This is a genomic window from Massilia eurypsychrophila (genome assembly GCF_002760655.1).
Taxonomy (GTDB): Bacteria; Pseudomonadota; Gammaproteobacteria; order Burkholderiales; family Burkholderiaceae_D; genus JAFCUW01.
In genome coordinates, this window is record NZ_PDOC01000020.1 from 1 (window position 1) to 25183 (window position 25183).

At 64.2% G+C, this 25183-nt stretch carries 17 protein-coding genes; all 17 read left to right on the forward strand.

What is annotated here, in order from left to right; translation table 11 throughout:
• The first annotated feature begins 983 nt into the window (after nucleotides 1–983).
• The 17 genes from CR105_RS27965 to CR105_RS22160 all read left to right on the forward strand — a co-directional run bounded on the left by CR105_RS27965 (nucleotide 984) and on the right by CR105_RS22160 (nucleotide 25171).
• Entirely contained in the window at nucleotides 984–1319 is a 336-nt protein-coding gene (locus CR105_RS27965) for a hypothetical protein (RefSeq protein ID WP_131021790.1), read from the forward strand.
• 534 nt (nucleotides 1320–1853) lie between these two features.
• A complete protein-coding gene (locus CR105_RS22085; protein WP_180288267.1) occupies nucleotides 1854–2894 on the forward strand; it encodes a sensor domain-containing diguanylate cyclase in 1041 nt (346 codons plus the stop codon).
• A 34-nt stretch (nucleotides 2895–2928) separates the two neighbouring features.
• Nucleotides 2929–3789: a sensor histidine kinase gene (locus CR105_RS22090; protein ID WP_131021791.1), complete on the forward strand. Its 861-nt coding sequence runs from the start codon at nucleotides 2929–2931 to the stop codon at nucleotides 3787–3789.
• Entirely contained in the window at nucleotides 3776–4441 is a 666-nt protein-coding gene (locus CR105_RS22095) for a response regulator (RefSeq protein ID WP_099792264.1), read from the forward strand. The genes CR105_RS22090 and CR105_RS22095 overlap by 14 nt, the downstream gene beginning before the upstream one ends.
• Nucleotides 4442–4571: 130 nt before the next feature.
• Nucleotides 4572–5273, forward strand: coding sequence for a helix-turn-helix domain-containing protein (locus CR105_RS22100; protein WP_180288268.1), 702 nt, complete (start codon nucleotides 4572–4574; stop codon nucleotides 5271–5273).
• A gap of 692 nt (nucleotides 5274–5965) precedes the next feature.
• Nucleotides 5966–6772 carry a GAF domain-containing protein gene (locus tag CR105_RS22105; RefSeq protein ID WP_131502011.1) on the forward strand — a complete coding sequence of 269 codons (807 nt, stop codon included), beginning with the start codon at nucleotides 5966–5968 and terminating at the stop codon, nucleotides 6770–6772.
• Nucleotides 6773–6790: 18 nt separating this feature from the next.
• Nucleotides 6791–7645: an AMP-binding protein gene (locus tag CR105_RS22110; RefSeq protein ID WP_099792270.1), complete on the forward strand. Its 855-nt coding sequence runs from the start codon at nucleotides 6791–6793 to the stop codon at nucleotides 7643–7645.
• A gap of 48 nt (nucleotides 7646–7693) precedes the next feature.
• The gene (locus CR105_RS22115; RefSeq protein WP_099792272.1) at nucleotides 7694–15118 is read left to right on the forward strand and encodes a type I polyketide synthase; all 7425 of its coding nucleotides are present in this window, start codon (nucleotides 7694–7696) and stop codon (nucleotides 15116–15118) included.
• Between the two features lie 46 nt (nucleotides 15119–15164).
• A complete protein-coding gene (locus CR105_RS22120; protein ID WP_099792274.1) occupies nucleotides 15165–16385 on the forward strand; it encodes a 3-oxoacyl-[acyl-carrier-protein] synthase III C-terminal domain-containing protein in 1221 nt (406 codons plus the stop codon).
• On the forward strand, nucleotides 16385–18130 hold the full coding sequence (locus CR105_RS22125; protein ID WP_099792276.1) for a polyketide synthase dehydratase domain-containing protein: 1746 nt from the start codon (nucleotides 16385–16387) through the stop codon (nucleotides 18128–18130). Before CR105_RS22120 ends, CR105_RS22125 begins: the two co-directional genes overlap by 1 nt.
• A 14-nt stretch (nucleotides 18131–18144) precedes the next feature.
• Complete coding sequence (locus CR105_RS22130; protein WP_099792278.1) at nucleotides 18145–18888, forward strand: ABC transporter ATP-binding protein; 744 nt, start codon at nucleotides 18145–18147, stop codon at nucleotides 18886–18888.
• Complete coding sequence (locus tag CR105_RS22135) at nucleotides 18882–20132, forward strand: ABC transporter permease (protein WP_099792280.1); 1251 nt, start codon at nucleotides 18882–18884, stop codon at nucleotides 20130–20132. Before CR105_RS22130 ends, CR105_RS22135 begins: the two co-directional genes overlap by 7 nt.
• Nucleotides 20133–20151: 19 nt before the next feature.
• Complete coding sequence (locus CR105_RS22140) at nucleotides 20152–20913, forward strand: outer membrane lipoprotein-sorting protein (protein WP_099792281.1); 762 nt, start codon at nucleotides 20152–20154, stop codon at nucleotides 20911–20913.
• Nucleotides 20914–20922: 9 nt separating this feature from the next.
• Nucleotides 20923–22128: a hypothetical protein gene (locus CR105_RS22145; protein WP_131021793.1), complete on the forward strand. Its 1206-nt coding sequence runs from the start codon at nucleotides 20923–20925 to the stop codon at nucleotides 22126–22128.
• A gap of 20 nt (nucleotides 22129–22148) precedes the next feature.
• Complete coding sequence (locus tag CR105_RS22150) at nucleotides 22149–23495, forward strand: glycosyltransferase family 4 protein (protein WP_229414069.1); 1347 nt, start codon at nucleotides 22149–22151, stop codon at nucleotides 23493–23495.
• 31 nt (nucleotides 23496–23526) lie between these two features.
• Nucleotides 23527–24921 carry an HsdM family class I SAM-dependent methyltransferase gene (locus CR105_RS22155; RefSeq protein ID WP_099792285.1) on the forward strand — a complete coding sequence of 465 codons (1395 nt, stop codon included), beginning with the start codon at nucleotides 23527–23529 and terminating at the stop codon, nucleotides 24919–24921.
• Complete coding sequence (locus CR105_RS22160; protein WP_099792287.1) at nucleotides 24914–25171, forward strand: hypothetical protein; 258 nt, start codon at nucleotides 24914–24916, stop codon at nucleotides 25169–25171. Before CR105_RS22155 ends, CR105_RS22160 begins: the two co-directional genes overlap by 8 nt.
• Nucleotides 25172–25183: the final 12 nt, after the last annotated feature.

The following is a 25183-nucleotide window of genomic DNA, read 5'->3' on the forward strand; positions in this document are numbered from 1 at the left end:
ACGGGGCTCGTCAACAGGAGACCAAGGTGAAGCCGATGGTTTCCACGACAGTGAAGAACTCGATCGACCGGGTTGAACACAGATGAACGCAGGCATGGCGCGCCGGGTTCGGTGCCATGACGTCAACCGTTCCAACCGCCCGGTGCGGACCCGCATGCCGGGTGGTGTGGCAGGGGAGCGGCCTTCGGGCCGTCCCCTATGCCGATCCTCCGACATACCCAGTTGGAGAAACGCCAAGCATACCGCGCAGTGCAAAACGTCACTGGCAAACCGATGCATCCCCCGGTGTTCTGCGGTCTGACGGCAGCGGACCCAAAGCGCGCTCGTGTGTGAGAGCGGTAGCGGCCTGACCGACTTCGACCACCCGGCCGACATTACCCGTACCAGCAACTTCGTGCAGCGCCTTCAGCTGGCGCGCAGCGACCTTCAATTGTGAACCCGTATTGCCAGGCTCGACCGCGCCGACCTGTCGCTGCCGTACGGCTCGAGAAACGTCCAGTGCTGCGTCAGAATCCTGCAGATCTGCACGAGCCGGACCAATGATGCCGCGCCGGTGCGGGGCAAGAGGCAGCAGCATGTTCGCTCAGGCTGCATGGCAGGGAGTGGGCGTGTGGCAACTGGCCAATCAATGTTGTGCACTGTTTCAGATGGTTTTCTCGGATGGTTGCATTTTTTTAACTTCATCGAATAGCTGCATTTGTTCATCTCTGTTGAGTATGCGGTGACGAATCGCACAGTGTGAAACGGGATCCGCCGAACTATGTTGCGTCGCACCAGCGGAATTTAAGTACGCTTGGTATTTGGCAATTTTGGTTCTATCGGATCGGTTGGATGCGTTTATTGGCTAGTTCGCGGCAAAATCAGCTATAGCGAATGAATTTGATTAGATGCAGTTTTTTCTGTAACGGCATCCGGTTAAGATGTGCAGACCAAACACTCTGCGGTTAAACGGACCACCACCAAATAAATGTAGAGGAGAAATAATGACTTCGCGCACCGATGCCCCATATAAGCCGAGTCAACTTTTCGATGCACTTTGCAATATGCACGAATTGAAAACCGATTCTCAATTGGCGATCTTCCTTGGTGTTGGAAGTGCACAGATTTGCAAGGTCCGGCATGGCGTTCAGCCGATTTCGGCACCACTGCTGATCCGGGTCCATGAGGTCACTGGTATGGAGATCCGGGAAATCAAAGCGTTGATGGGCGATCGCAGAAGCAAGCAGCGTCCTTCGAAGAACAAGCTGGTCGTTTTCGATGCGCTTCGAGGGCAAGAACAATCGCACTGGCCATCATCGCCGCGCCAGGCAGTGGGCTAGGCAAAGCCGGCGACAATCGTATCGGCGCATGTCCGTATATATCGCCCGTCTACATAAACAGATTGGCATCTCCCGTCAATTAGTCCTCTAAAAAAATATTCTACTGCCAGCGAACAGTTTTCTGTAGTGCTCTTCCTGGCATTATAGGACGCCTGATATATGTCTCCGCAAATGGACGGGCAATAATAGAACTATCAGCAATATTTTATTTAACTCGTTATCGTTGGTCTCGTATTGTTAATAACAATACTGCGCAAATCATATACATTTCTGTAAATATGTATTGATTATCTGCGTCAATAAAAATTGCCATTTGGAATTTATGTGTCATTTCGCGGTAGCATAAGATAGTCAGTGCTGCGTCGCACCATTTTTGTTATTGTAGAGGTTTCGGTACTAATGAAATAATTCATTTTTATGCTTGGTGCATGGCTCTCCCAGCCAGTGTTCTTATGCGGGTGGATACCAGAAAAATGCCCGAAGACAGCAAAATGTGCCGCCGGAGTATTTAATGTTTGTCAATTGGAGAGATTGATGGCGCACGAATTGAACGATACATATCCTGTTCGCCCCCCGAGCATCTGTGCCCTGCTTGCGCAGGCCATTGATTCGGCAGGCGACGCGATCCTGATCATTGATGCGAACGATCGGGTAGTGTGGGCGAACCGGGCGTTTGCGCGCTTGAGCGGCTTTCAGCCGCACGAAGTCATCGGAGAACACTGCGCCACCCTGCGCGCACAAACTTCGCCCGCTGATTGCTACAGCGCTCTGCGCCACAGCCAACCGTCCCATATGGGGACCTGGCAGCGGGAATTGTGCAGTGTCCGGCGCGATGGAACCACCTATATTGCCGACGAGATCGTCACGCCATTGTGGGATCAGGGTGGAAAGCTCACCCATTTTGTAGCTGTACTGCACGATGTCACCCGAAGCAAGGAGGCGCTGCAGAAGGAGAGATTGCTGGCCAGCCAAGACATGCTGACGGGTCTGGCTGGTCGTGCACGTGTCACTGAGCTGTTGACCTCGGCCATTGCCGAAGCACAGCAGTCCGGTCGAATTCTTTCGGTTCTGTTCGTCGACCTCGATGGGTTTAAGAAGATCAACGATTCCCACGGTCATAGCGTCGGCGATGCGGTTCTCAAAGCCGTTGCAAGCAGGCTACAAAGCGTCATTCGGTGCAGTGATACCGTCGCCCGATTTGGTGGCGATGAGTTTGTGATTTTGCTTCCCACTGTTGCCAGCCGCCGGGTAGCCAGGCGGATTGGCATGCACGCAGTGGACCAGTTGTCGCAGCCATTTGCAGTTGGAATCGGACGTCACTCGCTTAGCGCGAGCGTCGGTCTGGCGTTTTTTCCGGAGCACGGCAGGTCATCCGAGTCGCTATTGAACAGCGCCGATGAGGCCATGTATCGGGCCAAAAGGCAGGGAGGCAGCCAGTTTCAAGTTGCCGATCTTGCCGCCGAGCCCATGCACCACGGCCGGTTTCGTGAAATCAGCGCGGTCGAACATTCGGCCGATCTGAACGGCTCGCACACTGACGAGCGCGGAAATCCCGGCACCCTTGTCGGCGGTTGACATAGGTCTTTTCATCTTCTACCAGAAACGCACCATGACGCTATTCGATCCAGATACTCAACCGACGGCATCCCCAAGTTCGGCCAGCCAGCCGCCGGGTGGCGCCAGGACCGCAGCATCGCCTGGCGTCAACGAAGCGATTCGAATGTCGCTGCCGGGCGATCTGAGGGGGGCGGCGGCGCCGTCATCGTTCGGCCGGGGCCACGCGCAATCCCGCCAGTCGAAACGCAGGTCGCATGCCGAGGACGCGCGATTTGCCGCCGTTCGGGAAGACGAACGTCAGCAAATCGCTCAGCAGATTCATGATGATCTGGGCGGCGTACTGACGGGGTTGAAGGCGTGTATTTCCGTAGTGATGGATCGCGCGACGCGTGCCGGTGCCGCGCCCGATCCGCTGCTGGTCGACGCCGCGGCGCTCGCCGACCTGGCGTTCCAGACGGTGCGCAAAATTGCCATGAATCTGTCGCCGCCGATGCTGGAACAAATGACTATCTGGACGGCGCTGGAATGCCAGGTCACCCGCTTGTCACGCCGCACAGGGATTGACATTGATTTTTCGATCGACCCAAACTTGGCGTCCATCGCGCTCGGGGAAGCGCGCATGACGGCTGTTTTTCGCCTGATTTGCGAGGCACTGACCAACATCGAGAAGCATTCGCAGGCGTCGAGGGGCTCGGTGCGGGTGGCTGCAACCGGCCGCTCGCTTAGCGTTACTGTCAGCGACAACGGAATCGGCTTGCGCCAGGGTGCGTACCGGAGCGGCATGACGCTTGGAATTTCAGGAATGAGTGAGCAGGCAAAGCGATTCGGCGGCGAACTGGTGCTGACGACTGACTGCGACGGTGGGACGGTAGTGCAATTGGCCATGCCGCTTGGACTCGATGATGGCGCCTAACACGGTCACGGTTGTCATTGTTGATGACCATCCGCTGGCGCGCACCGGGGTGCGCCGGATGTTGGACACTGCCGACGATCTCCACGTGGTCGCTGAAGCCGGCTCCGTCGAAGATGCTCTGGTCGAGATTGGCAAGGTGAATGTTCAAGTGGTCGTTCTCGACATCAGCATGCCGGGCACAAGCGGCATGAACTTGTTGCGCATCTTAAAGCGGACTCGACCGGAAATCGCAGTGCTGATGTTAAGCACGTACGCCGAAGAAACCTATGCCATCAGGGCATTGAAGAGCGGAGCGTCGGGATATCTTACCAAGGATGCGCCAATTGCGAGCCTGATCGCCGCCGTGCGCAAGGCCGCACTCGGAGGGCGACATTTCAGTACATCGTTCAACGAGCGCCTGGTGCAGCAGGTGCAAAACGGGGCCGTCAGCGGTCATCACGAACTGTCGCTGCGCGAATTCGATGTGATGCTGCGCCTGGCAGTCGGCGAATCGGTCACATCGATTGGCTTGGCAATGTTCCTGAGCCCCAAAACCATTTCGACATATCGCAGCCGCATCCTTGAAAAGCTCAACATCCATAACAACGCTGAATTGACCAGATACGCCATCGAAGAGGGATTGATACCGACTGACGGCCCGTGGACTGGTTAGCTATTTTACGAGTGTATACATCATGCATAGCACAACGAAACTGCTTCGCTTCGACGAGTCACGCGCCACATCTGGAATCACGGACATTTATGCCAGCCCATGTATGGCTTGCAGCGCTCGAAAAGCGTGCGTGTCCAATCTGTTTAGCGCGCAAGAATCATTGCAGTTCGAACAGCTTGTCGTCGGGCGCCGGCGGGTGGCTCGGCACGCCAGCCTATATCACGAGCACGACCGATTCGAAATGCTGTACGCGGTGCGCTACGGACAGTTCAAGCTATTGAGTCGCGATGCCAACGGCTCGCAACGCGTGGCGCAATTCTGCATGCCGGGGGACTTGGTCGGGCTAGATGCGATCGCTACCGGAAGGCATAACTTTCGGCTGATGGCGCTGGAGAACAGTGAAGTGTGTGAAATTCCTTTTGCGGGAGTCACGAAGATGATGGCGTCCGAACCGGCAATTCAGCGACGCTTCCTGCAATCGATGAGCCTGGCGCTAAACGACCAGTACGGGCGTTCCTCGCTGTTGTCTCTCGCCTCGCTGGATGAACGTTTTGCGAGCTTTTTGTTGCAAATGGGCGAACGTTACAGCAGGCTGGGATACTCGGAGAAGTCGTTTCGCCTCAGTATGACCAGGGGCGACATTGGCAGCTATCTCGGCACGACGGTGGAAAGCGTTAGTCGGCTAGTTTCGCGGTTCAACGCCCAAGGCGCCGTTTCGATTACCGGCCGCACCGTCGATTTGATCGACCGCGACCACCTGTTGTCGATCCTTAGCAGCGAGGATCCACCCTTCCAGGCAGCCAGCAACAATCTTAGCGGATCGCGCCACTGATCCACAATCACGCGGTTCGCGGTTTTGGATCCGCCGGGCTTTTTTTTGAGTGTGCACTCGTACCGATCCGTAAGGCATCCCCGACGCCCCGTCGCGCCACATGTCGCGGCATAACCACACATCCATCGCCAGCGCCGCCTTTTATCGGCCAGACAGGTGTCGTACCCGCTTTCGCCGCGCGCTTCAAAGCGGTCATTTCGACACATTTGCACTGTTGGTAGCCAAAAAACGACAGCGTAATGACACGTCTGCTGCCATGCACCAATTTGGATCATTTTCTATATGTGTCCGATTATCTCGACGATCTCTTGAGCGGGCATCCGGCATATTTTTCTATAAATCACAAGTGCCGGTTTCTGATTGGTGTGATTTGTGGTGATTTGATCGCTGGGATTGCAGAGTTGATTTTGCTCAAACGGGCGAATTTATCGAATGTTAATATTTACATGCGGTGTGGGCAATAATTCGTAAAGCGACGTTTTAATGATAGGTTGGATCGAAGATGCTTGAACAAGCGCGGGCGTGATTGGATCCGTTTTATGCCTCCTGTTGTGACGAATTCGGTGAATCGTTGTTGGCGGTGCGAGGGGGTCTGCCCAGCTGATGATGCGACCGCGATTCATGGGTTTTTCTTTGGCGACGACTAAGGTCGTGGGATCTGCGTGGAACACGAAATGGGGAGTGCGATTAATATGAGCGAGAATGAGGTTCTGAGATTGTGCAACGAGTTCGCGCGGGTCGAATCGCGCGGCAGTATGGAGGAATGCCTCGACGAATTATCCGGATTGGCCGCAAGGATACTCGGTGCGAAGGCCTGTACCATTTTACTGCTGAGCGAAGAGGACGTGGCCCGGGCCGGATTGCGCGACGGCCCCACGTTCGGCCTCCTGTCCGATCGCCTGGCATCACGCACATCGCTGCCGCAGCCGCTGACACCGCACGGCGCCCAGATCGTATCCATGGTGAGGGGCGGGCATGGCGAGATGGAAAGTATGGTCTCTCCGATCGTCTTGCGCGACAGAATCATTGGCGTCGTTCATGCCTGTCTACCGCTGCACGTGAACGGTTTCACGAATGCCGACCTGAATTTGTTCGGAATGATTACGCCGCTGATTACTAAATCGATCCAGGTGATTCAACTGCAGTACGTCTTGAAATCGCGGTTTGCGCAAATTGCGTTGACCAAGTCGAATGAATCGAGTGTGCGGGATTTGATTTCCGGTGTGTTGCAAAGCCCGAACCAGATTGCTCGGATCCTGGCCAAATCGTTTTATCGCGAAATGCTGAACGCAGGATTTAATACCGCACAGATTATCTTTGCTGCCACTGAGGTGATATCAGAACTGAGCGTCAGCTTGCGAAAGCATAGTGCCAGCAAAAAAAATCGGGACAGGCGTGCGGAAGAGGCGCTCGAGCTTGTATTTACTTCCATGGGCGAATCGCCGGGCGCGCTGTCGCAACCATCCCCAGTCAATGCCAGATCCAATGTTGCCGCATGAGGCGATTCAGTTGTTTCAATGTGCGCATCGAAGGCGGGTTCGGAGGAAATGATGGCAAATGGTGAGCGCGGATTCAGTATTGACGACAATTTCTTCGTATTATATGTGGACGACCAGTTATTGTATGCGGCATCGCAACAAAATATCGGCATCGATCATCGCGCCGATGAGGCGAGGCCGGTCTCTGGGCTGGCAGCGCACTTGACTGCCGTCTTGCGCGCCTACGCCCTCGCCTGGAATGCCTCGGCACACGGCGCGCCGCTGGCGCCCCTGCAGCGTCGCTTCGAAATCATCGCACGCACCAACCCGGGCGCGACGGCGGTTAGCTTCAAAGGCCGTGCGCTGACCTACGGCGAACTGGACGAGCAGGCCGATGAATTGGCACTGTATTTGCAACGCGATGGCCTGCTGCCCGGCAGTTTTTGTATGCTCAGGCTGGAACCGTCGCTGGCGCAGGTACGGGTAATGCTTGCCGTACTTAAAGCCGGAGCTGCCTGTCTGCAGTGCGATCCGGCTCTCCCACGTCAACGTATGGCTGCCGTGCTCGCGATGTTCCGGCCTGCGGTGCTGTTCGTGCGCGACGGTGCCGAATCCGACAGCGGCGCGCCAAGGACCATTCGCTGCCATGAAGAGGCCGCGTTACTGCCATACGGCTGGCCGGACGAAGTTCCCGTCGATGCCGCCACCCCGGCGCATGTGTTTGTCAGCCTTTCGGACCGCGGCTGCCTGTGCATCTCGGTGCGAACCCATCAGGCCCTGGGGGCGCAGCTGGAGAAGGGCGGCAGCGGCCGCTCCCCAACCGCCACCGACCCTGCCAGTTTTTGGCGCCCCCTGTCGGCCGGCGCTTCGCTGACGATCGTGTCGCGCCCGTAACCGGCAGCAGCAATAGCACATACCACGTTACAGAACCTGGAGACTTAAATGAAATCAGCTATATCGACCGGCACCGTGGCGCCCGCAGTCATCGCATTGAGCCCGCAACACCGGCTCGCGCCACAGATCGCGATCGCGGCCTGTCGCGCCGGTGCCCTCGGTTTGCTCGACATCGGCATTCGCGGCTTCGATGCCGACACCCGGCTTGCCGTGTCCGAACTGGTGCGTTCGACCCAGCTATTGGAGAATTGGGGCCTTCGTTGCGACCTGTTCGACGACGCCAGCAGCGCGCTGACAAAACTGGCCGGGCAAATCGGGCTGGCGACGCCGGCGCCGGTGCTGCTGCTGGCCGGGATCCGGTTCGACGAAATCGGCCAGGCCTGCGCCGCGGCGCGCGCGCTTGCACGCAGCGTCCTGCTCGAAGTGCGCAACCTGCCGGAGGCGCTCGCGGCGCAGCGCGCCGGCTACGACGCTGTGATCTTGAAGGGCAATGAAGCCGGCGGTCGCGTCGGCCAGCAGTCCGCCTTCATGCTGGCGCAGGAGTGCGCCGGCAAGCTGGACCTGCCGTATTGGATCCAGGGCGGGATCGGCGTGCATAGCGCTGCCGCCGTGGTGCTATCGGGCGCCGCCGGCGTGGTGCTGTGCGAGCAGCTGTGGCTGGCCGTGGAGGCGCCGCCGGCGCCGGCCGCGATCAGCTGGGACTTGCTCGACGGCAGCGAGACCGTACTGGCCGGCGCCGAGCGCACACCTTATCGCTGTTTCAGCCGCGCCGGACGCGACCGGTTGCGCCAGCTCGAGCGTGCAGTCGCGCAAGACGACGACTGGCAAGCGCTGTTGCTGGCGGGCTTGCGCGATCCTGACGCTGGGCTGCTGGCTACCGGCCAGGACATCGCGCTGGCGGGCCCGCTGGCCAGGCGCTACGGCACGGTGGGGCGGATCGTGACGGCGATCGGCCGCAGCATCGGCGAGCGCCTCGCGCTGGCGGCCGCGCAGCGCGCCCTGGCGCCGGACACGCCGCTGGCGCGCTCGCATGGCACACGCTTTCCGATCGCTCAGGGACCGATGACCCGCGTCAGCGACGTGGCGCCGTTCGCCAACGCCGTCGCCACTGAAGGCGCCTTGCCCTTCGTCGCGCTGGCCGTCATGCGCGGGCCGGAAGTGGCGACCATGCTCGCCGCCACCCGCGCAATCATGGGCGCGATGCCTTGGGGCGTCGGGATCCTTGGGTTCATGCCGCGCGAACTGCGCGATGAACAGCTCGCGGTGCTGCGCGAGATCAGGCCGCCGTTCGCGATCATCGCCGGCGGGCGCCCCAGCCAGGCGCGCGAACTCGACGCACTGGGCATCGTGACGTACCTGCATGTGCCGTCGCCAGGTTTGCTGCGCGGTTTCCTCGACGCCGGCGCGCGCCGCTTTATCTTCGAAGGCAGCGAATGCGGCGGCCATACCGGCCCGCGCACCAGCTTTGTGCTATGGCAGCAAGCCATCGACATACTGCTCGACGCGGCACTGAAAGACGCCGGCGCGGTGCACGTGCTGTTTGCCGGCGGCATCCATGATCCGCTGTCGGCTGCGATGGTCGCGCTGATGGCCGCGCCGCTGGTGGCGGCCGGCATGAAGATCGGCGTCCTGATGGGAACGGCCTATTTGTTTACCGACGAGATTGTGGCGAGCGGCGCCATCGTGGCAACGTTTCAGCAGCAGGCGATCGCCTGCGAGGAAACGTCGTTGTTGCAGTCCGGGGTCGGCATTTATACCCGCTGCGCCACCACCCCGTTCTGCGACGAGTTCGAGGCGTTGCGGCGCCAGCTCGTCATTGACAGCAAGTCCGATGAGGAAACCTTGATGGCGCTCGAGCTGATGAACATCGGCCGCCTGCGCATCGCCGCCAAAGGCATCACGCGCAATCGCGATCCCGCCGCGTCCGCCGAATCGCGCTATGTGCCGGTCGACGCCGAAGGACAACGCCACGAAGGCCTGTACATGTTGGGCGATGTGGCGCGCCTGCGTCAGCGCTCCGGCAGTCTTGCCGACCTGCACAGCGACGTCACGCTCGGCAGCATGGCGCTGCTCGACGCCCAGCTCGCGCGCAGCGCGCCGGCAGCGCGGCCGCGTGCGCGCGAGCCGATCGCCATCGTCGGCATGGCCTGCCATTTCCCAGGTGCACAAGGACTGCGCGAGTACTGGCAAAACATCGTGCGCGGGGTAAACGCGATCCGCGAGGTCACCGATGACCGCTGGTCGGCGGACCTGCTGTTCGATCCGCGCCGTGGTGTCGCCGACAAAGTGTACGCCACAGCGGGCGGCTTCCTCGACGATGTCGCCTTCGATCCACAGCGCTACGGCATCGCGCCGGCCAGCCTGAGCTCGATCGAGCCGGCACAGTTGCTGACGTTGGAGGTGGCGCGTCAGGCACTGGCCGACGCCGGCTTTGCCGATCGCCCGTTCGCGCGCGAACGCACCGCGTGCATCATCGCGGTGGGCGGCATGAACGACCTCGGCACGATCTACAATTTCCGTGCGCTGCTGCCGCATTACCTGGCCAAGGTCGAAGGCCTGCCCGAGGCGACCCGGCGCCACATCATCGACACCCTGTTCGCGCATGAATTGCCGAAGTGGACCGAGGACACCTTTCCCGGCATCCTCGGCAATGTCGTGGCCGGACGCATCGCCAACCGGCTCGACCTGGGCGGCAGCAATTTTACCGTCGATGCCGCCTGCGCCGCATCGCTCGCCGCGCTCGAGGTCGGGTTCCGTCAGCTACGTGACGGCGTTGCCGACGTCGCCCTGGTCGGCGGCGTCGATTGCACCAACAGCCCGATGGGGTTCATGTGTTTTTCCCAGACCTACGCGCTGTCTGCGCGTGGCCGCTCGCAGCCGTTCGACGCCGGCGCCGACGGCATCGTGATCAGCGAAGGGGTCGGCGCTGTCGTGCTCAAACGCCTGAGCGACGCCGAACGCGATGGCGACCGTATCTATGCCCTGGTCCACGGGGTCGGCAGCGCCAGCGACGGCCGCCATCGTAGCCTGACTGCGCCGCACCCACCCGGCCAGGTGATGGCGCTGCAGCGCGCCTACCACGATGCCGCCATCGATCCGGCCGCCGTCACCCTGATCGAAGCGCACGGCACCGGCACGGCGCTGGGCGACCAGTCCGAGGTCGCCGCGCTGACTGCGCTGCTGGGCGAGAGCGCCACCCCGGCGTGCGCGCTTGGCTCGGTCAAATCGATGATCGGCCATACCAAGGTCGCTGCCGGCATGGCCGGCCTGATCAAGGGTGTGCTGGCGCTGCAGCACCGGCTGCTGCCGCCGAGCATCGGCGTCGAGCGGCCGATCGCCGCCCTGCAGGCGGCCGGCTCGTCGTTGTATCTGAACAGCGAAGCGCGGCCATGGCTGCACCTCGGCCGCGCCCATCCGCGCTACTGCGGGGTCAGTGCCTTCGGTTTTGGCGGCACCAATTTTCACGCCGTGCTGGGCGAGTACACCGGCGCCTACCGGCCGGCCGACGCGCGCAGCCTGCAGCCGCGCGAGGCCGAGCTGTTCGCCTTCGCCGGCGCCAGCCGCGCCGAAATCGTCGGCGCGCTCAGGCACCTGCTCGATGGCCTGGCGCTGGCGCCGCAGGTGGACCTGGCCCAGCTGGCCTATTCGCTGTACCGTGAGCAGCATCTGATCCGGCGCGCCAATGGCGGCCAGCCGTGCCGGCTGGTGCTCGGCGCGGTCTCGCCCGACGACTTGCGCCAGAAACTGGCGCGTGCGCTGGCGCTGCTGGCCGAGCATGCGCCGTTCCCCAAGGCGCCCGGCATGCACTACCGCGAAAGCGTCGGCGCGGTGGGCGGCGTGTGTTTCCTGTTTCCCGGCCAGGGGGCCCAGCGCATCAACATGCTGCGCGAACTGGTGTCCGGCCTGCCGGCGCTGCATGCTTGCTTCGCGCAGCCCGACGACGCAGCGGCGGCGCCGCGCATCGCCGACCTGATCTATCCGCGACCGGCCTTCAGCGATGCCGAACGCAGCGTCCAGCAGCAGGCCCTGAACGCCACCGACATCGCCCAGCCAGCGCTGGGCATGGTCAACCTGGCCGCGTTCGATGTCTTGACCAGCTATGGCTTGCAGGCCGATTTCATGGCTGGCCACAGCTACGGCGAATATGTCGCCTTGTGTGCCGCCGGCGCGATCACCCGTGAGGAACTGGTGCGCCTGTCGCTGGCGCGCGGCCGCCTGGCGGCGGCGGCGCCGGAGGGCGCCATGGCTGCGCTCGACATCGGCGCCGCCGACGCGACCGCGGCGATCGGTCGCCACGGCCTGGCGCTGTCGGTGGCCAATCTGAATGCGCCGGACCAGACCATTGTCGCCGGTAGCATCAGTGTGCTCGAGGCGGCGCTCGCGCCGCTGGCGCAACAGGGCATCCGCGTCAAGCGGCTGGCCGTGGGCACCGCTTTTCACTGTGCCCACATGGCAGGGGTCGGCGTCGCGCTGGAGGCCGAACTGGCCAAGGTGCAATTCGTCGCCGCCCGCGTCGCCGTGTTTTGCAACGTGACGGCGGCGCCGTACCCGGCCGACGGCGCCCAGATGCGCGCGCTGCTGGCGCGTCATATCGTCGAGCCCGTGCGCTTTGCCGACGAAATCGAGGCGCTGTATGCCGCCGGTGCGCGCGTGTTCGTCGAGTGTGGGCCTGGCCTGACGCTCACCGGCCTGACCGCGCGGATCCTCGGACCGCGCGCCCATACGGTGCTGGCGCTCGATGCGCCGGAACGCGACGGCTGGGTCCAGCTGGCCCAGTTGCTGGGCCAGGCGGTGGCGGCCGGCTTGCCGGTCGATCTGTCACCCTGGTTTGCCGGGCGCGGACTGGCCGAGCGCCGCCTCGACGAGGTGTTTGCCGACGCCGTCCGGCGCACCAACCACGGCGCGCTGATCTGGCGCGTCAACGGCGGGCGTGCGCTGCCGTGGACGCATGCCGCCGGGGCGGTCGCCGGCGCGCGCTTGCGCTCGCCGGCGGCAGCTCCGGCGAGCGCCCTCGTCGCCGCACTACCGCGCACTTTGCCGGCCGCACTGCAGCCGGTCGCCACCCCCATCCACTACAGGAGAATCACGATGAGCACAGATGAACTCGGCCCAAAACGCCTTCCGCAACATGGCGCCGCCGCGGCACCGCCGGCCCACCCCGGACCGGCCGGGCAGCTAGAGCAGATCCAGGACGGCGTGGCACGCATGCTCGACTTTCAGAGCGAGCAACAGCATAGCTTGCGCCATTTCCTCGACTTCCAGGCACAGTTGGCGGGAATGCCCGGGCTGGCGCGGTCGCAGCCAGCCGCGCCGGCCCAGCGCCCCGGCGTGGCGCCGCCGATCGCGCTGCAGCAGCCACCCTTGCCGGCGCGCGCCGCGCCGCTCATGCAACGCAAGCTGGTGCGTCCGCCAGTGCTGCCAGCGCTGCCCCAGCGGGCAGCGGCGGCGCCGTCCACGGCCGCGTCCAGTGCGTTGGCGGCGGCCGTGGCGGCGCCCGCCGCGCCGCCTGCAGGCAACGCCACTGCGGCTGAATTCTCGGCCGAACTGCTGAAGGCGGTGTCGGCGCGTACCGGCTATCCGGTCGAGATGCTCGATATGGACGCCCACATGGAAGCTGACCTTGGCATCGATTCGATCAAGCGGATCGAGATCTTCAGCGGCCTGACGCAGCGCCACAGCCTGGTGGGCGAGGGCGACGAGGAACAGATGATCGAAGCCTTGTCCGGCTTCAAGACGCTGCGCGAGGTCGTCGCCTGGTATGCCGACCTGCTGGTGGCGCAACCGGCGCTCGTGGCAGGAGGTGCCTTGCCAAAAAAAGCGCCGACTCCACTTTCTCTGCAGCATGAGGAAGTGGAGTCGACCGACCCGTTGGCCCAGTCCGATCCGGTGCGCAGCTACGTCGTGCAGGCGCGCAGCGCCGTGCTCGCCGAGGCCGGCGTGCCGGCCGCCTGGCCGACGCGCTTTCCGGTAATCCTGGTCGGCAAGCCATCCGCGCTGGCCAGCGCCTTGTACGACCAGCTGGTCGGCCAGGGCCACGTGGTACGCCAGTTGGTGCCGGGGCCGTTTACCCGGCAGGTCGAACCGTCGCGCTACGAGGTCGATTTTTCCACCTGTGAATCGGTACTGGCGCTGGGGGGGCTGTGGCCGCCCGCCGAGGAACCGGTCGGTGCGCTGATCAACCTGATGGGCTGGACCGGCGACGACAGTGCAGCTGGCGATCATCGCCACGATGCGCGCGCTTTGTTTCTGTTGCTCAAACTGTTCGGCCCGGACCTGAGGCGCAGCGGCGCCGGCGGCGCCGGCCGCCTGGTCAATCTAACGGCGTTCGACGGCCGCTTCGGGCTGGGCGCGCACAGTGCGCTTTCGGTTGGCAGCGCCGGCACGCTGGGCGTGGCGAAATCGGCGGCGCGTGAGTGGGCCGAGGTGCGCGTGAAATGCATCGATGCGGCGCCGTTGGTCGAACCGGCCTGGCTGGCCACGCAGGTGCTGCGTGAAATGTTCGGTGCCGACCCCGAGATCGAGGTCGGCTACAACGCCGAGGGGCGCTGGCGCATCGACCTGGCCCCGCGCGTCATCGCGCGCGACGAACTGGCCGACCTGGCACTGGGGACCGACTCGGTGGTGCTGGTCACCGGCGGCGCCTATGGCATAACCGCCGACCTGACCCGGATGCTGGCCGAAAAATACCATCCGCGCCTGGTGTTGGTTGGCCGCAGCCCGCTGCCCGGCGACGAAGCGGTGAGCACGCGCGGCGTCGACGATCGCGCGGCGCTGCGGCGCCTGCTGATGGTCGAGTTGCGCGCAGGCGGCCAGAAAGTGACGCCGGTGCTGGTGGAAACCGAGCTGAACCGGATCCTCAAGGAGCGCCAGATCCGTCTCAACCTGGCCGCCTTGCAAGGGGCCGGCTGCACGCCGGAGTATCACTGCCTCGATGTGCGCGACGCCGGCGCGGTCGGCGCGCTGATCGACGACTTGTACACGCGCCTGGGCCGAATCGACGGCGTGCTGCACGGCGCCGGGGTGATCAGCGACAAGCTCATTGCCAGCAAGCCGCTGGCCGCCTTCGAGGCAGTGTTCGACACCAAGGTCGTGCCGGCCCTGGTGCTGGCGGCGAAGTTGCGCATGCCCGAGTTGCGCTTCATCGCCTTCTTTTCGTCCGTCGCCGGGCGGTTCGGCAACGTCGGCCAGGCCGACTACAGCGCGGCCAACGAGGTGCTCAACAAACTGGCCGGCCAGTTGAGCCACGCCTGGCCGCACTTGCATGCGCTTGCCATCAACTGGGGGCCGTGGGACGCCGGCATGGTCAGCGATGACCTGCGCCGCCTGTATGCGGCGCGCGCGATCCGCCCGATCGCGCCGGCGGCCGGGCGGCGTCACTTCCTCGACGAGCTCGAGCACGGACCGCACCGCCAGGCCGAAATCGTCATCGCTGCGAGCATCGGCCAGATTGCCGCCCTGCGCCTGGCGCGTTGAGTTGCCACTGACTAACTAACGATCGACTACTGACAAGGACTCTGAAATGAACACGTATGCCAATCCCATCCTCGTCAACTTCACGCCGGCGCAGGTCGTCAAACCGGTGCCCCAGCGGCTCGCCCTGGAGGTGTCCGCGTATGGCATGGCGCGCGGCTATTGCAAGCTGCACGGGATCGACAGCAAGGAAGGCAAGCGGCAGGCATTGGCCGAGATGCAAAGCAAGTTCAACAAGTATGCGGTGTCGGCCGAGCAGATCCGGCGGCGCCAGCTGGTCTTTTTTCCTCAACTCAAGGACATCCGCATCGCCGGCGGCGAACTGGTGCTGGCCGAACCGGAGTACGCGCCCCTGCGCATCTTCGCCGGCCCGGACGACACCAAGGGCGCCGACCTGAAGGTGCGTCACGCCAGTTACGGCCAGATCGTCGGCGACTGCCTGGCGCGCATGTACGACGACGACGCCACCGCGCCGGACGACCTGATCCACGTGACCTGCTCCGGCTACCTCGCCCCCAGCCCGGTCGAACGGCTCGTCGCGCGCAAGGAATGGTTCTCGACCACGGTGACCCACAGCTACCACATGGGCTGCTATGGCGCCTTCCCGGCAATCAAGATGGCGCACGGCTTTCTCGCCTCGGCGCACCACGGGGTCACCGCGCCCAAGGAACGGGTCGACATCGTCCATACCGAGCTGCTGTCGGCGCACAACAATTTCGAAGACTTCGCGGTCGAAAACATCATCACGATGACCTTGTTTGCCGACGGCTTCATCAACTATTCGGTGTGTTCGGATGACTACGTGCGCCGCCATGGCCTTCCCGGCCTGCGTATCCTCGCCTTCGACGAGCACCTGCTGCCCGATTCAGCCGACGACATGACGTGGGTGCCGGCGTCGCACCAGTTCCACATGACGCTGTCGGTGATGGTGCCGGTGGTGATCAAGCGCCACGTGTATGGGTTCGTGCTCGCCTTGCTGGGCGCGATCGGCATCGATTTCGAGGCCGACAAGCAGGCGCTGATGTTCGCGATCCATCCGGGCGGGCCGAAAATCGTCGAGCACATCCAGGAAGAACTTGGCTTGCGCGACGACCAGGTCGCCATCAGCAAATCGGTCTTCCGCGAGAACGGCAACATGTCGTCGGCGACCGTGCCGCACATCCTCAAGGCGATCATTGACGAATCGGCGGTACTGCCGGGTACGCGAATCGTCTGCTTGGGCTTTGGCCCCGGCTTGACCGTCACCGGACTGGTGCTGGAGAAGATCTGATGGCGCACCGCAACCACCATCTGGCCCCGGGCACCATGCCGGTCATCGGCCGCATGTTCGAAGCGGCGGCCGCGCCGGCGCCCGGCGCACGCGCGGCGCCACCGGCGCTGCCGTTCGTCGGCGACGTGCTCGACTGCATTGAAGGCGAGCGCATCACCGTCACGCGGCGCCTGACGCTCGGTCAGGACTTGTTCCTGGCGGACCACAATTTCGTCCACGCCACGAGTGTGAAGGCGCTGGCCGATTGCTTTCCGGTGGTGCCGATGACGGCCAGCCTGGAAATGCTGGCCGAGACCGCCGCTTGCCTGGCGCCCGGTTACGGCTTGACCGGGTTCGAAGCGGTGGTGGCGCGGCGCTGGATCGCCGTCGTCGACAGCGGCGAACTGGCGCTGCGCATCGAGGCCACGGTGGCATCGACCGATGCGGCGCAAGCTTGCGCGCGCATCGCGGTGCGCTTGTTCGCCGGCGGCCAACCGGTGCCGGCGATCGAGGCGACGGTGCTGCTCGGCGCCGGCTACGACGCCGCGCCGCCGGCGCAGACCAGGCCGGCGCACGGCGCGCAGACGCTCGACGCGGCCCGGCTATACAGCGAACGGCGGCTGTTCCACGGGCCGCGCTTCCAGGGCCTGCAAGGCGCCGTCGAGCTGGGGCCGCTGCACGCCTGCGCCACGCTGCGCGTTCTGCCGGCGCACGACTGGTTCGCGGGACAGCCGCAGCCGCAGTTGCTGTGCGATCCGGCGCTGCTCGATGCGGTCGGCCAGCTGCTGGGGGCCTGGGCGATGCAGCAAGGCAGCATCATCTTTCCGATCGGCCTGGACCGGCTCGACCTGTTTGGAGCGACCCCGGCGCACGGCACGCTGGTACCGGTGTACGTCAGCGTCGTCGGCCGGCAACTGAACACGCTTAGCGCCGACGTCGAAGTCGGCGATGGCGCGGGGGGCGTGTGGCTGCGCATCAGCGGCTGGAAATGCTGGCAATTTGCCTGGGCGCCGCAACTGGTCGATTTCCAGCGCGATCCGGCGCAGTTTCTGCTCAGCGATGCCCAGGCCCTGCCGGCGCCGCTGGCCGGTCTGGTCTGTCAGCGCGTGAGCGCGCAGCGGGTCGCCCGTTTCGATCGGGCACTGCTGGCGCGCAATTGTCTGCACGCCAGCGAGATGGCCGAATTTCACGCCAAGGCGGCATGGCCGCAACGCCAGCTGGAGTGGTTGCTCGGGCGCATCGCGGCGAAGGACGCGGCGCGCGCCTGGCACGCCGGTGCCGCCGGCGCCGGCCGCTTCCTGCACCCGGCCGGATTTGCGATCGATCACGATGACGCCGGCCAGCCGCGCATCACCTGCTGGCCCGGCCCGCTGGCGCCGCCATGCATCAGCATCGCCCACAGCGCGGGCCAGGCGATCGCCGTGGCCGGCGCCGCGCCTGCCGGTATCGATATCGAGCCGGTGGTCGCGCGCGACGATGCCTTCCTGGCCAGTTTCAGCAGCGCGCAAGAACGGCGCCTGCTGGCGCCCTGGCGCGGCGCGGAGCGCGACGCGTGGATCACCCGCTTGTGGTGCGCCAAGGAGGCGCTCGGCAAACGGCTGGGCAGCGGCGTGGCCGGTGCGCCTCAGCTGTTCGAAGCGCAGGCGCTGGCGCCTGATGGCAGCCTGCACCTGTGTCACCGCCCCAGCGGCTGCGAAGCACACATCCTCACCCTGCGCGACGGCGAGTTCGTGATTGCCGTCGATAGCCCGGATGCCAACCCCTGACCGAAGGAACTGCCATGTCCATTGCGCTTGCCGGACCCGGACCGCTGCTCGAAATGCGCGGCGTCAACAAACACTACCTGATGGGCGAGAGCCGGATCGACGCCCTGAAAGCGGTCAACGTGCAGATCGAGCCGGGCGAATTTGTCGCTGTCTGGGGACCGTCCGGCTCGGGGAAATCGACGTTCTGCAACCTGATCGGCCTGCTTGACGCGCCGTCGTCGGGCAGCGTGCATTTCCTCGGGCAGAACGCGGCCATGCTGTCGGACGACCAGCGCAGCGCGCTGCGCAACCGCGCGATCGGCTTCGTGTTCCAGGGATTTAACCTGATCCCGGTGCTGTCGGCGCTGGAAAACGTCATGCTGCCGCTGCAGGTCGGACAGGCCTCGGCGCAGGCGGCGCGCGTGGCGGCGCTGTCGCGGCTGGCCGAAGTGGGCCTGACCAGCCATCTGGCGCACCGCCCGGCCAAGTTGTCTGGCGGTCAGCAGCAACGCGTCGCCATCGCCCGCGCGCTGGTCGGCTCGCCGGCACTGGTGGTCGCCGACGAGCCAACCGCCAACCTCGATTCGGACAACGCGCTGAAGGTCATCGCCCTGATGCGTTCGATCAGCAAAAGCGACGGCACCGCCTTCGTCTTTTCCACCCACGACGAACGGTTGCTCGAGCGGGTCGACCGCCGCATCATGCTGCACGACGGCGCCGTCGTGGAGGACCGCAAGGCGCCGGCGGGCGCGCTGGCGTTGAGGGGAAAATCATGCTGACCTGGCTCAAACTGGCGCTCAGGAACCTGTTTCGCAATGGGCGACGGTCCTGGTTCACCATCCTCGCGATCGCATTCGGCTTCGTCGCGGTCAACGTGCTAGGCGGCTTTACCGCCTACATTTTCACCAACCTGCAAGACAGCTACATCTATGTCGAGGCGAACGGCCACGTGACCATCTTCAAGGCCGGCTTTCTCGACCAGGGCAAGCTCGAGCCGACCCGCTACCTGCTCAGCGAGGCCGAGCAGCAGGCGGTGCGCCAGGTGCTGGCACGCCATCCCGAGGCGCTGGTCGTCACGCCGCAGCTGCAGATTTCCGGCCTGCTCAGCAATGGCAAGGTGTCGACCATCTTTGTCGCGTCGGGCCGAGTGCCGTCGGACATCGATGCAATCGGCAGACTGGCCGACCGCGGCAGCGCACGGGTCAAGCTGTACGACGGCCAGCCGCTGGCGGACGCGGTCAGCCATGGAATCGGGGTCAGCCACGGCCTGGCCAAGGCGCTCAGCCTGCAACTGGGCACCACCGCGGTGGCCATGGCGCCCACCGTGACGGGCCAGATCAATGCCCTCGACGCCGAGCTGTACCAGTTGATCGATGCGCCCATCGAGGCGCTGGAAGACAAACTGGCACTGGTGCCGCTCAAGTTCGCACAGGCACTGTACGACACCACCAGCGTCGACCGGATCACCGTTTTGCTCGACAGTACTGCGCGCACCGACGCCATGCGCGCTGTGCTGGCGCGCGAGCTCAAGGCGGTCGGCATGGACCTCGACCTGCGGACCTGGAACGAGCTCTCGCCGTTCTACACCAAGGTCAAGCGCATGTTCGACGTGATCTTCGTGATCGCCTTTCTGATCGTGTTTACGATCGTGGTGATGAGTGTGGTCAACACCTTCACGATGGCCGTGCTTGAGCGCACGCGCGAGATCGGCACGCTGCGCGCACTGGGCGTCAAGCGGCGCGGCATCGTCGCCTTGTTTTCGCTGGAAAGCGTGGCGCTCGGCGGGCTGGGATCGGCGTGCGGCATCGCGCTCACGTTGCTGGTGGTCGCGCTGGTCGGCTGGCTGCAGCCGACCTGGATTCCGCCCCAGATCGCGCGCCGGGTGCCGCTGCAGATCCATCTCGTGCCCGCCTACTGGTTGTTCAGCACCTTGATGCTGGTGGCACTGTCGACCCTGTCGGCGATCATTCCCGCGCGCAAGGCTGCGCGCATGCCCATCACCAATGCACTCGGCTATGCCTGAGCCGACGCGAGGAAATCCCATGACGAACAGCCAACATGGCGTGAACGCATTGCAGGCGGCGCTGCTGATGCTGTCGCTGCTGCTGCCGATGCGGGCCGGCGCCGATCCGTCGGCCGCGGCAATCCTGCGCGATGCTGACCAGGCGCGCGGCAACGTCAGCGGCCTGGCCTGGCAGGTGACGATCGAGACGGTCAGCGACGAGCGCAGCACCGATGCCCTGGTCTATGACATGAAGGTGCGCGGCTTTAATGTTGCGGGCATGAGCCTGGCACCGCCCAAGTATCGCGGCAACAAGATCCTCATGGTCAACAACAACATGTGGTTCTACAAGCCTGGCCTGAGCAAGCCGGTGCCCATCTCGATGCGCCAGAAACTGATGGGGGAGGCGTCGTATGGCGACATCGCCTCGACCAACTACGCCGAGCACTATAGTGCGACGGCCTTGCCCGACGCCGACGTCAATGGCGAGCCGTGCTACGTGTTCGAGCTGACGGCGAAGGCCGAGAAGGTGACCTATGACCGGATTACCTACTGGGTGACGAAACGGCGCCATCTCGGCGTCAGGGCCGAGTACTTCACCGTGTCGGGCAAGAAGTTCAAATCGGCAACGATGGATTATGGCAACACGATCACGCTGGACGGCAAGGCGCAGCCCTTCCTTTCCCGCATCACGCTGCACGGCGAACTGCTCGACGGCGCCGTCACCTACCTGCAGCTACGCAGTCCGCGCATCGCCCCGATGCCGGACTATCTCTTTGACTTGAACTTGTTTATGCGATGAGGCTTGACGATGCGAAAACTATCCCTGATTGCTTTGCTTGGCCTCGGTTTGTGCGGCAGCGTGGACGCGGACGAAGCGCCGCCCAGCTTCGCCGACGAGCTGCGCAACGGCTTCTATTCCCGCATCAACGAATTTGGCTACGTGCTGCGCCAGGACACGCTCGATTCGCCCCTCAATCCCGGCAACGTGCTTGGCATCCCGCGCGACCAGGCAGTGCTGGAGCTGCGGCCCGACTTCAACCTGAAATTCGGCCAGGTCGAAATCGACTTCAAGCCGCGCTTGCGGTGGACCCACACGCGGGTGGTGACGGGCAGCAGCGCGCCGCTGCGGTCGCGGCGCGACGAGGCATTCGTCAACGAGGGTTCGGTGCGCTACCGCCTGTTCGACCGGCTGATTCTGAGCTATGGCCGCGAAAACCTGCAGTGGGGGCCATCGGCGCTGCTGTCGCCGTCGAATCCGTTCAACGCCAATAACGGCAGGAACAATCCGAACCTGGAACTGCCGGGCATGGACTACGCCCGCGCGGTGCTGGTTGCCAGCCCGGCGGTGACGATGTCGCTGATCGCCAACACCGGCAGGGGCCGGCTCGATGCGCGTGAGCGCTACCGCAAGGCGTTTGCCGCCAAGCTCGACTATACCGGCGACGATACCTTCTTTTCACTGATCGGTTCGCGCGCCGACGGCGAACGAGGCCGCATCGGCGCCTTCGCCGGCTGGAACGTCACCGATGCGCTGTCGATCCGGGTGGAAGGCAGTGCCGGGCATGCGGCCGGGGCGGATGTTGCCGCGACCGATCGCTACGCCGTCGAGCGGCGCGACCGCCAGCTGCTGGTCGGCGCCTCGTACACGACAATGGCCGGACCGACCATGTCGGCCGAATATTTTTTCAACAAGGATGGCTGTGCCGATGTGGCCATCGAGCTGTGCCTGCAGCGCCGCGGCGCGCTGCTCGACCCGCTGCGCCCGCTGGCGCGGCGTCGTTACGCGATGTTCCAGTATGTCGACACCAAGATCGGCGGCAAGCTGAACCTGGCGGTGCGCGCCATTCGCAACCTCGACGACCGGTCGGCGCAACTGATCGTCAGTGTCGAATACGAACTGGGAGAGCATTGGCTGCTGTATGCGATACCGACCTATTCCCGAGGCAGCCGCGCAAGCGAATTTGGCAGCGTGCTGCGACGCTCGCTGTTCGTCGGCGCCTCGTATACCTTCTAACGCACATGTGGGAGCATGCGATGACAAAGACCGCCAGTTTTGCATTCGTCACGATGGGCAGTGGCGATTTTCTCGGCTCCACCGTGCGCGACCTGGCGCTCGCCAATGCGCTGCACCGGCGCGGCTATCGGGTGACGGTGTACTGGATGATGGAAGCAAACGAGGACATGGTCGACCCGGGCGTGCAGCAGCGGGTGCTGTGCCACGGCACCCGCTATCACTTCGCGCAACCGTCCGGCCTGCTCGACCGGGTGGTGGGCAGCTTGCTGTTCATGTTGCCCCAGCGCCTGAGAGTGCGGGTCGTGCAGGGCAGCGCCGGCTATGTCGAGCGCTTGCTGGGAAACCTGATCGGCAGCCTGTATGGCCGGCCAGGAGGCGACCGCGCGCTGGCGCGGCGTCTGCGCGACTTCCTCGCGCAGGACCAGGTCAGTCACGTCCTGATGAGCTTCGCCTCGCTCGGGCCGCTGGCGATGCAGGCCAAGCGGATGGGCGGACACGACTTCGACTACCTGCTGACGTTTCAGGGCGACGAGCAGTTCGCCGCGCTTGCCGCCCGGCGCAATCTGCTCGAACCGTATCGCCAGCTGCTCAACGAGGCGGTGCGCGCATCGGCCTGGCCTGCCATCGTTGTCAGTCGCGACTATGTCGAGCGTATCGTCGACGAGCTGGCGGTAGCGCGCAGCGCCCTGGCCGTCGTGTATAACGGCGTGGCGCTACCGGCCGGCGGCGTCAGGCATTCGTTCGCCAGCCTGCAACTGGTGTTTCCCGGCCTGTCGCCGCATTTCCCGATTGTCACCTATGTCGGCCGTCAGGACGTCGAGAAAGGCATCGATCTGCTGCTGTATGCGGTGCGTCTGCTGGGCGGGCGTGACCTGGCGATCCAACTGGTGTTGTGCGGCTCGACCGCGAAGGGCACCGCCTACCGCAACGTGGTGGCCGATTTGGCCGAACACCTCGGACTGCGGATATTTCATGCCGGTTCGGTATCGATCAAAGTGCGCGATTCGCTGTATGCGCATAGCCATTGCGTGGTCTATCCATCGGTCAACCGCGAGCCGTTCGGCCTGGTGGTGGCCGAGGCAATGGCCCATGGCGCGCCGGCGCTGGTGCCCGACTACGGCGGCATTGGCGAAGTGGTGCGCGACGGCGACAAGATGGGTGGCCTGACCTTCAAGGCCTGGGACAGCGGCGACCTGGCCCGCCAGCTTGAACGCCTGCTGGTCGACCGCCAGCTGCATCGCCAGCTGGTCAGCAATACGCGCGCGCTGGCGGCGCGCTTTAGCGTCGACAACATGACCGACCAGGTACTCGGCCATGTCGGCATCGACGAACCGGCGCCGGCCATGGCGCGCGCCGGCGCGCGGTAGTCGCCTGCGCCGGTCAGTGTGAGGCTATCCCATGCCGCAGCATGACATTCGCCGCCGTATCGAGGCCATCTGGGCAGAGTGCTGGCGCAGCGGGATGTACGAACCGGTCGAGATCATGGAGCAGATGCTGTACTTGCTGTTCCTGCGCCGGCTCGACGATTTGCAGGCGAGCCGCCTGATCGGCCCGCTCCACGCGCCGCAAGGGCCGCTTTGGAGCCCGGCCGGCGCGGAGGACCACCTGATGCACTGGTCGCGTTTCAAGGACCTGCGCGGCGCCGAAATGTACGCCTTGCTGGCCGACCACGTGTTTCCCCGCCTGCGCTGTCTCGGCGGGCCTGGATCGGCCTACGCGCAGCATATGAAAGGCGTGCGCTTCAGCATCCCCAGCGCCGCCGCGCTGGCGCGACTGGTCACGCTGATCGAGGCGCTGCCACGCCAGGCCGGTCGGCGCGGCTGCGCGGCCTACGACTACCTTGCCGGCAAGCTTGCCGGCATCGGCGCACGGGGGGCATACACCACGCCGCCCTGCATCACCGGGCTGATGGTGGCCCTGGTGGCACCGTGCCCGGGCGATATCGTCTGCAGTCCGGTGGGCGGCGACGGTAATTTCCTGGTCGGCGTCGCCGAATACCTCGCGCAGTGCCATCCCGCAATGTTCGCCGACCCCAACGCGAGCGAACATTTCCACCACCGGATGTTTCATGCGTACGACTCCGACAAGACCATGTTGCGCATCGCTTGCATGAACCTGGCGCTGCGCGGCGTGATCAACCCCGATATCCGGTATACCAACAGCGTTGCGCCGGACGTGGCGGGCGAGGAAGACCGGTACTCGATCGTGCTGGCCCATCCTTCCACCGCTGGCCTGCGCCACCAGGATGCGGCCAGTACCGCGCACGCGGAAATTGTCATGGTGGCGCAGTTTCTGCGCATGTTAAAGCGTGGCGGACGCGCCGCCGTGATCGTGCCGCGGCATATCCTGAACGGATCCTCGCCGGCACATCTGGCGCTGCGCCGGCAGTTGGTCGAAGAGCAACAGGTCGATGCGGTCATCACGTTTTCTGCCGGGCTGTCCGACCGCCATGCCGGTTTGCCCAAGTCGCTGCTGCTATTTACGCGCACCGATTGCGGCGGCAACCACCCGATCTGGTTTTACGACGTCCAGTGCGACAGCGGCGACGCCGATGCCGCCGGCGCCGCGCAGCGCAACGCCAGGCGGCGAGGGCCGTGGCGTGGCGGCTCGCCAGCTGCCGGCAATGCTCACAACCGCGTTCCAGAGTTGATGCTGCGATGGGGGCAGGGCGGCGGCGCCGCAATCGGCGCCGGCAGGGCGGCACGCCTGCGGGTGCGTCGCGACCGGATTGCACGGGCGAGCCATTGCCGGTCAGTCAAACGATACCGGTCTGGCTGGCGCATGGATGGATGATCGAAGCGTCATGCACGGCGGGCCGAACAAGGGCGAACCGAACCACACTGCAGAGGTCTCCATGGTGCCACCAATCACTGGCAGCGACAAACGATGGGACGGCGTCGAGCGCCGGCTCGGCCCGATCAATCCGTTTCGTGTCGCCATCATCTTTGAGAGCGAGCTGGCCGATATGACACCCACGAATGCCGATCCCGAACCGGCATCGGCACCCGAGCGACTTGGCAGGCCAGACCCTGGCGGCGGCTGACGGCTGGTCTGT